General features: G+C 62.8%; 5 protein-coding genes and 1 pseudogene. All 6 read left to right on the forward strand.

Annotated elements, in window-relative coordinates:
* The first annotated feature begins 31 nt into the window (after positions 1-31).
* The 6 genes and pseudogenes from JN403_RS16865 to JN403_RS16890 all read left to right on the forward strand — a co-directional run bounded on the left by JN403_RS16865 (position 32) and on the right by JN403_RS16890 (position 13,627).
* Positions 32-3,685, forward strand: coding sequence for a translocation/assembly module TamB domain-containing protein (locus JN403_RS16865; RefSeq protein WP_205487436.1), 3,654 nt, complete (start codon positions 32-34; stop codon positions 3,683-3,685).
* Positions 3,686-3,788: 103 nt separating this feature from the next.
* Positions 3,789-4,289: a thiol peroxidase gene (tpx, locus tag JN403_RS16870; protein WP_122624952.1), complete on the forward strand. Its 501-nt coding sequence runs from the start codon at positions 3,789-3,791 to the stop codon at positions 4,287-4,289.
* A gap of 197 nt (positions 4,290-4,486) precedes the next feature.
* Positions 4,487-5,827 (forward strand): MdtA/MuxA family multidrug efflux RND transporter periplasmic adaptor subunit, encoded by a 1,341-nt coding sequence (locus JN403_RS16875; protein WP_205487444.1) that lies wholly within the window; start codon positions 4,487-4,489, stop codon positions 5,825-5,827.
* Positions 5,824-8,920 (forward strand): annotated as a pseudogene (locus tag JN403_RS16880) (MdtB/MuxB family multidrug efflux RND transporter permease subunit). Before JN403_RS16875 ends, JN403_RS16880 begins: the two are co-directional and overlap by 4 nt.
* A gap of 112 nt (positions 8,921-9,032) precedes the next feature.
* Positions 9,033-12,140: an efflux RND transporter permease subunit gene (locus tag JN403_RS16885; RefSeq protein WP_205483348.1), complete on the forward strand. Its 3,108-nt coding sequence runs from the start codon at positions 9,033-9,035 to the stop codon at positions 12,138-12,140.
* Positions 12,141-12,148: 8 nt separating this feature from the next.
* A complete protein-coding gene (locus tag JN403_RS16890) occupies positions 12,149-13,627 on the forward strand; it encodes an efflux transporter outer membrane subunit (RefSeq protein ID WP_205487447.1) in 1,479 nt (492 codons plus the stop codon).
* Positions 13,628-13,639: the final 12 nt, after the last annotated feature.

Below are 13,639 nucleotides of genomic sequence, written 5' to 3' on the forward strand. Positions count from 1 at the left end.
TAGGGATTTGCTGAAACGCACCGCTGCGATAATGGCGATTACGCTGCTGTCGTTGGTCATCCTGGTGATGCTGACATTGACGCTCGTTCTCGGTACCCAAAGTGGCAGCCGTTGGGCCATCGGTCTTGTACCGGGTCTTTCGGTCGAAGGGTTTTCCGGTCGCCTGGGCGGCGCATGGCAGGCGGATCACTTGGTCTGGCAGCAAGGCCAGAGCAAGGTCGAAGTGGATGCACCGGTGTTTGACTGGACCCCGGCGTGCCTGGCGCGCATGACGCTGTGCATCGACACCCTGCAGACGGGCGACATCAGGCTGCAATTCCCGCCCTCCAGGAATGAGGCGAGCAGCGGCCCGATCACGCTGCCGAATCTCAAGCTGCCGCTGGCCTTGCAGCTGGGTCGCGTGCAGATCGGCAGCCTGCACCTGGACGGCACCGAGCAGGTTCGCGACGTGCAACTGGCGGCCCACTGGACCGCCGAAGGGTTGAAGATTGATTCGCTGCACGCCGGTCGTGATGACATCGTCCTCGACCTGTCTGGCCTGCTCAAACCCGAGGGTGACTGGCCGCTGACCGCCGAGGGGCAGTTGAAGCTGCCGGACGTCAGTGGTCAGCCGCTGTCCATGGCGCTGAACATTCAAGGGGACCTGCTCAAGACATTGAAGCTGAACGCGCAGAGCAAGGGCTACCTCGACGCGAGCCTCGTGGGGCAGTTGCAACCGCTGGTGGAGAACCTGCCGGCAGACATCGCCATCACCAGCGACAACTTCAAGCCGAGCGCTGATCTGCCGGACACGCTGCAGCTCAATCAGCTGATTCTCAACGCGAAGGGCGATCTCGCCCAAGGCTACGCCATCACCGGCAGCGCCAGCCTCCCCGCTGAAAAAGGCCCGGTGGCGCTGGCATTACAAGGCCGGGTGGATGCCAAGGGCGCGGACATTGCGGCCCTGGACCTGACGGCGAGTGACAACCAGCGCCTCAAGGCAAGTGGCAAGCTGGACTGGCAGCAGGGCCTGCGCGCCGACGCGAAGATTGACTGGCTCGATTTCCCCTGGCATCGCTTGTACCCCTTGATCGACGAGCCGCAGGTCAGCGTGCATACGTTCACCGGGGAGGTGTCCTACACCGACGGCAAGTACCTCGGCCATTTCGCCGGCGACTTCAAAGGCCCGGCCGGCCCGTTCACTCTTCAAAGCCCGTTCAGCGGTGATCTGCAGGAGCTCTTCCTGCCTCAACTTGAGCTGGCAGCCGGGCAGGGCAAGGCAAGCGGTCACCTCAACCTGCAATTTGCCGATGGCATCGCCTGGGACACGGCACTGGATCTCAGCGCCATCGATCCCGCTTACTGGGTCGCGGAATTGCCGGGCTCCCTGGCCGGTCCGCTGCGCAGCAAGGGCTCGATGCGCAATGAACAACTGACGCTGAACGCCGATCTGGATCTGAAGGGGCGCCTGCGCGGCCAGCCTGCGGTGTTGCAGGCCAAGGCCGATGGCGCCGACAACAAATGGAGTCTCAACGCTCTGGACATTCGTCTGGGCGACAACCGGATTCAAGGCACCGGCAGCCTCCAGCAGAAAATCGCCGGACAACTGGACATCAATCTTGCTCGACTGGGTCAACTGTGGCCCGGTTTGCAAGGCCAGATGAAAGGACGCGTCGACGTTGCCGGCACGGTCCAGGCGCCCCAAGGCCAACTGGCCTTGACGGGAACCCAACTGGCTTTTCAGGCAAACACGCTGCAAACCCTCTCCCTGGCGGCGAAACTCGACAACGCCCAGCGCGCGACGGTTGACCTGAAGACCACGGGCATTCGAGCCGGCGACACCGCACTGGGCGCGCTGAGCGTCAACGGCCAGGGCGACATCAAACGCCAGCAGGTGAAACTCGACCTACAGGGGCCGCTGCTGAAACTGGCCCTTGCGCTGGACGGCAACCTGGACAAAGGCAACTGGCGGGGGCGTCTGGCCAGCGGTGACATCCAGAGCGGCGGGCAGGACTGGAAGTTGCAGCAGCCGGCCAAACTGGAGCGCCTTGCAGACGGTAAGGTCAACTTCGGTGCCCATTGCTGGGTGTCGGGGCCTGCGAGTTTGTGCGGCGAAGATCAGCGTCTGATGCCGGAACCGCGCCTGCGTTACCACCTCAAGCGCTTCCCGCTGGAAAGTCTGGCGCAATGGCTGCCCAAGGATTTCGCCTGGAAGGGTGCATTGAATGCGGATATTCAGCTGGACGTGCCGGCTGCCGGCCCCAATGGTCAGGTGGTCATCGACGCCAGTGGCGGAACACTGCGGGTCAAGGACAAGCGCCAGTGGCTGGACTTCCCCTACGACACGCTTAAGTTGACCAGCAGCCTGACGCCGAAGAAAGTCGACACCAGCCTGAATTTTCGTGGGGGCAAGCTCGGCGAGTTGTTGGCCCGATTGAGCATCGACCCGATCGCCAAAAACAAGCCCGTCACCGGGGACTTCACCCTGAGCGGCCTGGACGTGTCGGTTGTTCGGCCGTTTGTGCCGATGGTGGAAAAACTCAATGGCAAGCTCAACGGCAGTGGTCGGGTTTCGGGCAGCCTGCTGGCGCCGCAGATCAACGGCAATGTGGCGCTCACCGACGGCGAAGTCTCCGGGCCGGAGGTACCCGTGAGCTTTGAAAAGCTCAACGTCCAAGCCCTGATTGCCGGCGAGCGCGTCGATTTGACCGGCAAATGGAACAGCGGCCCGACAGGTCAGGGCAGCATTGGCGGGCACGTGGCCTGGGCCGACGCACTGGATGTCGACGTAGCATTGAAAGGTACGCGCCTGCCGATAACGGTCGAACCCCACGCCAAGCTGGAGGCGGCCCCGGACCTGAAGATCACCCTGCAGGGCGACCGGCTCGCGGTGTCGGGCAAAGTCCTCATCCCGAAAGGCGAAATCACTGTGCGGCAGCTGCCGCCGTCGACCGTGAAAGTCTCCGATGACACGGTGATCGTCGGCCAGCAGACCAAGCAGGGCAAAACCCCGCTGGCCATCGCCATGGACGTCAACGTCGAAGTGGGACAGGAGACCTTGAGCTTCACAGGCTTCGGCCTGACCGCCAATCTCGCCGGCCACGTGCACATCGGCGACAACATGGACACGCGGGGCGAGTTGAACCTCAACGACGGCCGCTACCGCGCGTACGGTCAGCGCCTGACCATCCGCAAGGCCCGCCTGTTGTTTGCAGGACCGGTTGATCAGCCGTATCTGGACATCGAAGCCATCCGTCAGACCGACGACGTGATTGCCGGCATCCGCCTGAGCGGCAGCGCCGAACAGCCGACCACCACGGTGTTTTCCGAACCGGCCATGAGCCAGGAGCAGGCATTGTCCTATCTGGTGCTGGGCCGTCCGCTGAGCACAAATGGTGAGGACAGCAACATGGTCGCTCAGGCGGCGCTGGCACTGGGCCTGGCCGGCGGTTCGTCGACGGCGGGCAAGCTGGCGTCCGGGTTGGGCATTCGGGATTTCGATCTGGACACCTCAGGCAGCGGCGACAAGACAGCGGTAGTCGCCAGCGGCAAGATCACCGACAAGCTCAGCCTGCGCTATGGCGTGGGGGTATTCGAACCGGCCAACACCCTGACCTTGCGTTACCTGTTGAGCAAGAAGGTGTATCTGGAGGTCGCGGGCGGCGTGGCGAGCTCTCTGGATATTTTTTACAAGCGTGATTTTTAACAGCCGCGGCACTGTCAGAATATTCATTCCTGGCGGTAGGTGACCCTGTGTTTTCAAGGTTAACTTCCGCCCTTGCATGCCACCTCAAACAAGGAATCAGCTCATGCCACAAGTGACTCGTAAAGGCTCCCCGGTACAGATCAGCGGCGAACTGCCGAACGTTGGAAGCAAGGCGCCCGCCTTCACGCTGGTGGCGGGCGATCTGTCCGACGCCACCCTGGAAACCTTCGCCGGCAAGCGCAAGGTGTTGAACATTTTCCCGAGCGTCGACACGCCGACCTGCGCCACCTCCGTGCGCAAATTCAACGCCCAGGCCAACGAGCTCAACAACGCCGTTGTGCTGTGCATCTCCGCTGACCTGCCGTTCGCCCAGGCACGTTTCTGTGGTGCGGAAGGTCTGGAAAATGTGAAGAACCTGTCCACCATGCGCGGCGCGCAGTTCATGCAGGATTACGGCGTTGCCATTGCCGACGGCTCCATGAAGGGCCTGACCACCCGTGCCGTGGTGGTACTGGACGAAAACGATATTGTCCTGCATAGCGAACTGGTACCGGAGATCGGCCAGGAGCCGAACTACGACGCAGCGCTGGCCGTATTGAAGTAAGCTCCCTCACGGCGTATTGCCATCATCGGATGGCAGTTCCCGGCAACCTCAAGGCGGCCTGACTCCCTCAGGCCGTTTTTTATTGGTACGTCAGCACCTTATCCAAAGTAAGCACTAGGTAAATTGCCGGTAAAGGCCCTTTGCCTCGCTGATTTCTGTGCTTATTGTTCAGCTTCCCGAAGACGCTCACGCGCACACTGGTTGATTTATTCATGCAATCGTCTGGCCCCCGCAATTCCCGTCGCTGGCTGATAAGCCTGTTGGTTCTGTTGATCGTCGCTGGCCTGTGCTGGCGCTTCTGGCCAGGCTCTGCGTCGAAGCCGGACACTGCCGCGCAGAAAACCGATCAAGCCCAGGCCAGCGCGAGCCGCAGCAGCGGGAACGGCAAAGCGGCGGCCAAGCGTCCCGGTTTCGGCGGCTCGACCGTTCCGGTGCCGGTGCGGGTGGCGGCTGCTACCACCGGTGATTTCCCCATCTACTACAAAGCCCTCGGCACCGTGACCGCGCTGAACACGATCAACGTGCGCAGCCGTGTAGCGGGGGAATTGATGAAGATCAATTTCCAGGAAGGCCAGCAGGTCAAGGCCGGCGATCTGCTGGCGGTGATCGACCCGCGCAGCTACCAGATCGCGCTGCAGCAGGCCGAGGGCACGCTGATGCAGAACCAGGCGCTGCTCAAGAATGCTCAACTCGACGTACAGCGTTATCGGGGCCTGTACAAAGAAGACAGCATTGCCAAGCAAACCCTGGACACGGCCGAGTCCCTCGTCGGTCAGTACCAGGGAACCATCAAGACCAATCAGGCGGCCGTGGGCGACGCGAAGCTCAATCTGGAGTTCTCGCAGATTCGGGCGCCGATTTCGGGTCGCATCGGTCTGCGCCAGCTGGACGTCGGCAATCTGGTGGCGGCCAATGACACCAACCCGTTGGTCGTGATCACTCAAATCAAGCCAATCACCGTCAACTTCACACTGCCGGAAAAAGACCTGGCCGAGGTGCTCAGTCGCTACCGCAGCGGTGACAAACTGCCGGTCGAAGCGTGGGATCGCGGTGACCTCAAGCTTCAGGCCACCGGCGTGCTCGCCAGCATCGACAATCAGATCGACATCACCACCGGCACGTTGAAGTTCAAGGCGCGTTTCGATAACGACAACGAAGCGCTGTTCCCCAATCAGTTCGTTAACGCGCGCCTGCTCGCCAATACCCTGAAAAACGTGGTGCTGGTGCCGTCGGCCGCCGTGCAGTTTGGCGTCAACGGCACCTTTGTGTACGTGATGGACGGCGACAAGACCGTGCGCATTCGCCCGCTCAAGACCGGGCCGAGCGACGAGAACTCCACGGTGATCACCGAAGGTCTGGTGGCCGGGGACCGCGTGGTGCTCGAAGGAACCGACCGCCTTAAAGACGGCAGTGCGGTAGACGTGGTCAACGACAGCAAGGACGTTCCGGCCACGCCGGGCCAGCAGTTGCAGGGCAAGCCGTCGAAGGAGCCCGGTGAGTCGGCCAATGCCGGGACGGCGAAGAAAGGCAACGTATGAACCTGTCACGGCTGTTCATCCTCAGGCCGGTCGCCACCACGCTGAGCATGCTTGCCATCGTGCTCGCGGGTCTGATCGCGTACACGCTGCTGCCGGTGTCGGCATTGCCCCAAGTGGATTACCCGACCATTCGGGTGATGACGCTGTACCCGGGCGCCAGTCCACAAGTGATGACCAGTGCCGTGACCGCGCCCCTCGAGCGCCAGTTCGGGCAGATGCCGGGCCTGACCCAGATGGCCTCGACCAGCTCTGGCGGCGCCTCGGTCATCACCCTGCGTTTCAGCCTCGACATCAACATGGACGTGGCCGAACAGGAAGTGCAGGCGGCGATCAACGGCGCGACCAACCTGCTGCCAAGCGACCTGCCGGCGCCGCCGACGTACAACAAGGTCAACCCTGCCGACACACCGGTCCTGACCCTGGCGATTACCTCAAAGACCATGCTGCTGCCCAAACTCAACGATCTGGTTGACACGCGCATGGCGCAGAAGATCGCGCAGATCAGCGGAGTGGGCATGGTGACCATCGCCGGCGGCCAGCGTCAGGCGGTGCGGATCAAGGTCAACGCTGACGCATTGGCGGCCAACGGCCTGAACCTGGCAGACGTGCGCACCTTGGTCAGCGCTTCCAACGTCAACACCCCCAAGGGTAATTTCGACGGCCCGACGCGGGTGTCGATGCTCGACGCCAATGATCAGCTCAAATCCCCCGAAGAGTACGCCAACCTGATCCTGGCGTACGCCAACGGCGGCCCGCTGCGGCTCAAGGACGTCGCCGAGATCGTCGACGGCGCCGAAAATGATCGCCTCGCCGCCTGGGCCAACGAAAACCAGGCCGTGCTGCTGAATATCCAGCGTCAACCGGGCGCCAACGTCATTGACGTGGTCGACCGGATCAAGGCGCTGCTGCCCAGCATCACCGAAAACCTGCCCGCCGGGCTGGATGTCACCGTGCTGACCGACCGCACGCAGACCATCCGCGCCTCGGTCAGCGATGTGCAACACGAGCTGATGATCTCCATCGTGCTGGTGGTGCTGGTGACCTTTCTGTTCCTGCGGCGCTTCAGCGCGACGATCATTCCGTCGGTGGCCGTGCCGCTGTCGTTGATCGGCACTTTCGGCGTCATGTACCTCGCTGGTTTCTCGGTCAACAACCTCACTTTGATGGCGATGACCATTGCCACCGGTTTCGTGGTGGACGACGCCATCGTCATGCTGGAGAACATTTCCCGGCACCTGGAGGAGGGTGAGACCCCCTTGCAGGCGGCGCTCAAAGGCGCGCGACAGATCGGTTTCACCCTGATCTCGCTGACCATTTCCCTGATCGCCGTGCTGATTCCGCTGTTGTTCATGGCCGACGTGGTCGGGCGATTGTTCCGCGAATTCGCCATCACCCTTGCGGTGGCGATCCTGATTTCCCTGGTGGTGTCCCTCACGTTGACGCCGATGATGTGCGCGCGCCTGCTCAAGCGTGAGCCGAAAGAAGAAGAGCAGGGCCGCTTCTACCGGGCCAGCGGCGCGTGGATCGACTGGCTGGTGGCCGCCTATGGGCGCAAGTTGCAGTGGGTGCTCAGGCATCAGCCATTGACCCTGTTGGTGGCCATCGCCACCCTCGGGATTACGGTGCTGCTGTATCTGGCAGTGCCCAAGGGCTTCTTCCCGGTGCAGGACACCGGCGTGATTCAGGGCATTTCCGAAGCACCTCAGTCGGTGTCGTTCGCCTCCATGAGCCAGCGTCAGCGAGGCCCTGGCGAAAATCATCCTCAAGGATCCGGCCGTCGCCAGTCTGTCGTCTTACATCGGCGTCGACGGCGACAACGCGACCCTCAACAGCGGACGCATGCTGATCAACCTCAAGCCCCACGGCGACCGGGATGTCACGGCGTCCGAAGTGATCCAGCGCCTGCAGCCCGAGGTCGATCAGCTGTCGGACATTCGCCTGTTCATGCAGCCTGTGCAAGACCTGACCATCGAAGACCGGGTCAGTCGCACTCAGTACCAGTTCAGTATGTCGTCGCCGGACGCCGACCTGCTCAATCTGTGGAGCGGCAAGCTGGTGGAGGCGCTGGTTCAGCGTCCGGAATTGACCGATGTCGCCAGCGACCTGCAGGACAAGGGTTTGCAGGTGTTTCTCAACATCGACCGAGATGCTGCCAGCCGGCTGGGCGTGACCGTTGCCAACATCACCGACGCGCTGTACGACGCCTTCGGCCAGCGGCAGATTTCCACTATCTACACCCAGGCCAGCCAGTACCGCGTGGTGCTGCAAGCGGATTCGCGCAGTGAACTCGGCCCCGAAGCGCTGGAGCAGATTCACGTCAAGACCACCGACGGCGGGCAGGTCAAGCTGTCCAGTCTGGCCCGGGTCGAACAGCGTCAGGCGCAACTGGCAATCGCCCACATCGGGCAGTTTCCGGCGGTGATGATGTCGTTCAACCTGGCGCCGGGCGTTGCGCTGGGCAAGGCCGTGGAAGTCATCGAGCAGGTGCAGAAAGACATCGGCATGCCAATCGGTGTGCAGACGGAATTCCAGGGCGCGGCCGAAGCCTTCCAGGCCTCATTGTCCAGCACGCTGCTGTTGGTGCTGGCGGCGGTGATCACCATGTACATCGTGCTGGGCGTGCTCTATGAGAGTTACATCCACCCGATCACCATTCTGTCGACCCTGCCGTCGGCGGCCATCGGTGCGCTGCTGGCGCTGATCATCAGCGGCAATGATCTGGGCATGATCGCCATCATCGGCATCATCCTGCTGATCGGCATCGTCAAGAAGAACGCGATCATGATGATCGACTTCGCCCTGGACGCCGAACGCAACCGCGGCATCGACCCGCAGACCGCCATCTACGAGGCGGCACTGCTGCGTTTCCGGCCCATCCTCATGACTACGCTGGCGGCACTGTTCGGCGCGATCCCGCTGATGTTCGCCTCGGGTTCCGGCGCCGAGCTGCGCCAGCCCCTGGGTCTGGTGATGGTCGGTGGCCTGCTGGTCAGCCAGGTGCTGACGCTGTTCACCACGCCGGTCATCTATTTGTACTTTGATCGGTTGGGGCGTCGGTTTGCGCGGCAGCCCAAGACCGAGGCGGCGCTATGACCGGCCAGCTGCAAGCTTCAAGCTTCAAGCTGCAAGCTAGAAGCAGCCATGCGCTGGCCGGGGCTTTTGCCTTCCCTTGCAGCTTGAAGCTTGCCGCTTGGAGCTCCCACCCATGAATCTGTCCGGTCCCTTCATCAAACGCCCCGTGGCGACCATGCTCCTGAGTCTGGCGATCATGCTACTGGGCGGGATGAGCTTCGGTCTGTTGCCGGTGTCGCCGCTGCCGAACATGGATTTCCCGGTGATCGTGGTCAGCGCCTCGTTGCCTGGCGCCAGCCCGGAAATCATGGCATCGAGCGTGGCGACGCCGCTGGAGCGCTCCCTCGGGGTGATTGCCGGGGTCAACACCATGAGTAGCCGTTCGAGCCAGGGCTCGACGCGGATCATTCTGCAGTTCGACATGGACCGCGACATCAATGGTGCTGCGCGGGAAGTGCAGGCGGCCATCAATGCGTCGCGCAATCTGCTGCCCAGCGGGATGCGCAGCATGCCGACCTACAAGAAGGTCAACCCGTCCCAGGCGCCGATCATGGTGCTGTCGCTGACCTCCGACGTGCTGGAGAAGGGCGAGCTGTACGACATGGCCTCGACGATCCTGTCCCAGAGCCTGTCCCAGGTGAACGGCGTCGGCGAAGTGCAGATCGGCGGCAGTTCGCTGCCCGCCGTGCGCGTGGAGCTGGAACCCAAGCTGCTGTCCCAGTATGGCGTGTCGCTGGATGAAGTGCGCACGACCATCTCCAATGCCAACGTGCGCCGCCCGAAAGGCTCGGTGGAGAACAGCGAGCACAACTGGCAGGTGCAGGCCAACGACCAATTGGAGAAGGCCAAGGATTACGAATCGCTGATCATCCATTACGCCAACGGCGCGGCGTTGCGGCTCAAAGACGTGGCCAAGGTCAAGGACTCGGTGGAAGACCGCTACAACAGCGGCTTCTTCAATGACAAAGCCGCTGTGCTGCTGGTGATCAACCGCCAGGCCGGCGCCAACATCATCGAAACCGTGGCGGCGATCAAGGCGCAGTTGCCGGCGTTGCAGGCGGTGCTCCCGGCCAGCGTCAAGCTCGATCTGGCCATGGACCGCTCGCCGGTGATCAAGGCCACCCTTCACGAAGCCGAGATGACTTTGCTGATTGCCGTGGTGCTGGTGATCCTGGTGGTGTTCCTGTTTCTCGGAAACTTCCGCGCCTCGCTGATCCCGACCCTGGCGGTGCCGGTGTCGCTGGTCGGCACTTTCGCGATCATGTACCTGTACGGTTTCTCGCTGAACAACCTGTCGCTGATGGCACTGATTCTCGCCACCGGGCTGGTGGTCGACGATGCCATCGTCGTGCTGGAAAACATCTCCCGGCACATCGACGCAGGCGTGCCGCCCATGGAGGCGGCTTATCTCGGCGCCAAAGAAGTCGGCTTCACCCTGCTGTCGATGAACGTCTCGCTGGTGGCGGTGTTTATCTCGATCCTGTTCATGGGCGGGCTGGTGGAGAGCCTGTTCCGCGAGTTTTCCATCACGCTGTCGGTGTCCATCGTTGTTTCGCTGGTGGTCTCGCTGACCCTGACGCCGATGCTCTGCGCGCGCTGGCTCAAGCCCCACGTGCCGGGCACGGAAAATCGCCTGCAACGCTGGAGCCAGCGGGTCAATGACCGCATGGTTGCAGGCTACGACCGCAGCCTGCGCTGGGTGCTGCGCCATCGGCGCCTGACCCTGCTGACGCTGCTGTTGACGATCGTCGGCAACGTCGCGCTGTACGTTGTGGTGCCCAAGACCTTCCTGCCGCAGCAGGACACCGGCCAGTTGATGGGGTTTGTGCGGGGCGATGACGGCCTGTCGTTCTCGGTGATGCAGCCGAAGATGGACACGTTCCGCTCGGCGATCCTCAAGGACCCGGCCGTGGAAAGCGTCGCGGGCTTCATCGGCGGCAACGGTGGCACCGGCAACGCCTTCATCATTGTCCGTTTGAAGCCGATCAAGGAACGCAATATCGGTGCCATGGAAGTGGTCGAACGGCTGCGCAAGGAAATGCCCCTGGTACCGGGCGGGCGCCTGTTTCTGCAACCCGATCAGGACCTGCAGTTGGGCGGCGGCCGCGAGCAGACCACTTCTCAATACCAGTACATCCTGCAAAGCGGCGACCTGGAAACCCTGCGCCTGTGGTACCCGAAGATCGTCGCCGCACTGAAGTCGCTCAAGGAACTGACTGCCATCGACGCCAACGACGGCGGCGGCACCCAGCAAGTGACGCTGATCGTCGACCGCGATGCGGCCAAGCGCCTGGGCATCGACATGAACATGGTCACCACGGTCCTGAACAACGCCTACAGCCAGCGTCAGGTGTCGACCATTTATGACCCGCTGAACCAGTATCAGGTGGTCATGGAGGTCAACCCGAAATACGCCCTCGACCCGACCACGCTGGAGCAGGTTCAGGTGATCACTGCCGACGGCGCGCGGGTGCCGCTGTCGACCATCGCCCGTTACGAGCGCAGTCTGGAGGACGACCGGGTCAGCCATGACGGCCAGTTCGCGTCGGAAAACATCTCCTTCGACCTGGCCGATGGCGTCACCCTCGACCAGGCCAACGTCGCCATCGAACGCGCGGTCGCGGCGGTGGGGCTGCCCGAAGACGTGATCGCCAAAATGGCCGGGACCTCCGACGCCTTCGCCGCCACCCAGAAGAGCCAGCCGTGGATGATCCTCGGTGCGCTGGTGGCGGTGTACCTGGTGCTGGGCATTCTCTACGAAAGCTACATCCACCCGCTGACCATTCTCTCGACGCTGCCCTCGGCCGGGGTCGGCGCGCTGTTGAGCATCTACCTCACCGGCGGGCAATTCAGCCTGATCTCGCTGTTGGGCCTGTTTCTGCTCATCGGCGTGGTGAAGAAGAACGCGATTCTGATGATCGACCTCGCCTTGCAACTCGAACGCCAGGGCGGCATGACCCCGGTGGAATCGATTCGCAACGCCTGCCTGCAGCGTCTGCGGCCCATTCTGATGACCACGCTGGCGGCGATCCTCGGTGCCGTGCCGTTGCTGCTGAGCAGCGCCGAAGGCGCGGAAATGCGCCGGCCGCTGGGCCTGACCATTATCGGCGGGCTGATCCTCAGCCAGATCCTCACGCTGTACACCACACCCGTGGTTTACCTTTATCTCGACCGTCTGCGCCATCGTTTCAACACATGGCGCGGGGTGCAGACGGATGCTGCCCTGGAAACTCCGCTATGAACGACTCGATGAAAACGCCTGACCTGCAGCGGACGTTGCCGTTTCGCCGGAGCTTCGGCGTAGCGCTGTGTGCGCTGCTGCTGAGTGCCTGTGCCGTCGGCCCTGATTACCAGACGCCAGACATGCCGACCCCGGCGCACTTCAAGCAGGCCGAGGGCTGGACCCAGGCCAACCCGAGTGATGCGATAGCGCGCGGCGCGTGGTGGGAAATCTATGGCGACGCCCAGCTCAACGCCCTGGTCGAGAAGCTCAACACGTCCAACCAGACCGTGGCGCAATACGAGGCGCAGTACCGGCAGGCTGCGGCACTGGTGCGCAGTGCGCGTGGCGCGTTTTTTCCGACCCTGGACCTGACCACCAGCAAAAACCGCTCAAGCCAGGGCACCGGCAGCAGCAGTTCGAGCCTGAGCAGTTCCAGCAGCGGCATCCGGGACACCTACAACGCGCAGTTGGGCGTGAGCTGGGAAGCCGACGTGTGGGGCAAGTTGCGCCGCGGCCTGGAGGCCGACAAGGCCAGCGCCCAGGCCAGCCTCGCCGATCTGGCGTCGATGCGCCTGAGCCTGCAGTCGCAACTGGTGCAGAGTTACCTGCAACTGCGGGTGATCGACGAGCAGAAACGTTTGCTCGAAGCAACGGTCGATGCCTACCAACGGTCGCTGACCATGACCCAGAACCAGTACCGCGCCGGGATTTCCGGCCGGGATGCTACCGCCCAGGCGCAGACACAACTCAAGAGCACCCAGGCCGACCTGATCGACCTGCAATGGCAGCGCGCCCAGTTCGAAAACGCGATTGCCGTGCTGATGGGCCAGGCGCCGGCGGACTTCAGCCTCGCGGCCACAACGTCGATTCCGGCGGTGCCGCAGATTCCGGCGCAGCTGCCGTCGCAATTGCTTGAGCGCCGCCCGGACATCGCCGCTGCCGAGCGATCGGTGATGACCGCCAACGCCAATATCGGCGTGGCCAAGGCCGCGTATTACCCGGACCTGACCCTGAGCATGAGCGGCGGCTACAGCAGCAGCACGGTCAGCAACTGGATTTCCCTGCCCAACCGCTTCTGGTCGGTCGGCCCGCAGTTGGCGATGACCCTGTTCGATGGCGGCCAGCGCGCTGCCGAAGTGGACCGCACCGAAGCCGTCTACGACCAGACTGTCGCCCAGTACCGCCAGACCGTGCTCGACGGTTTCAAGGAGGTCGAGGACTACATGGCGCAGTTGCGCGTGTATGAGCAGGAAGCGGGCGTGCGCGACGAGGCCCTGCAATCGGCGCGTGATTCGTTGCGCCTGACCAACAACCAGTACAAAGCCGGGCTGATCGGTTATCTGGACGTGGTCAACGTGCAGACCACGGCCTTGAGCAACGAACGCAGCGTGCTGAATGTGCTTGAAAGCCGGCTGGTCGCCAGTGCTCAACTGATCGCGGCACTGGGCGGTGGCTGGGACGCGGCGACCGGGCTGACGCCGGGCAAGGACATATCGGAACGCTAGGTGCTTGCGTAG

The sequence above is a fragment of the Pseudomonas sp. 15A4 genome (assembly GCF_016925575.1).
In the GTDB taxonomy this organism is placed as follows: domain Bacteria; phylum Pseudomonadota; class Gammaproteobacteria; order Pseudomonadales; family Pseudomonadaceae; genus Aquipseudomonas.

Excerpts from the sequence above, each read along its gene's own strand:
- tpx (WP_122624952.1), top strand. The coding sequence starts at position 3,789 with ATGCCACAAGTGACTCGTAAAGGCTCCCCGGTACAGATCAGCGGCGAA.
- JN403_RS16865 (WP_205487436.1), top strand. The coding sequence starts at position 32 with ATGGCGATTACGCTGCTGTCGTTGGTCATCCTGGTGATGCTGACATTG.
- JN403_RS16890 (WP_205487447.1), top strand. The coding sequence starts at position 12,149 with ATGAAAACGCCTGACCTGCAGCGGACGTTGCCGTTTCGCCGGAGCTTC.
- JN403_RS16885 (WP_205483348.1), top strand. The coding sequence starts at position 9,033 with ATGAATCTGTCCGGTCCCTTCATCAAACGCCCCGTGGCGACCATGCTC.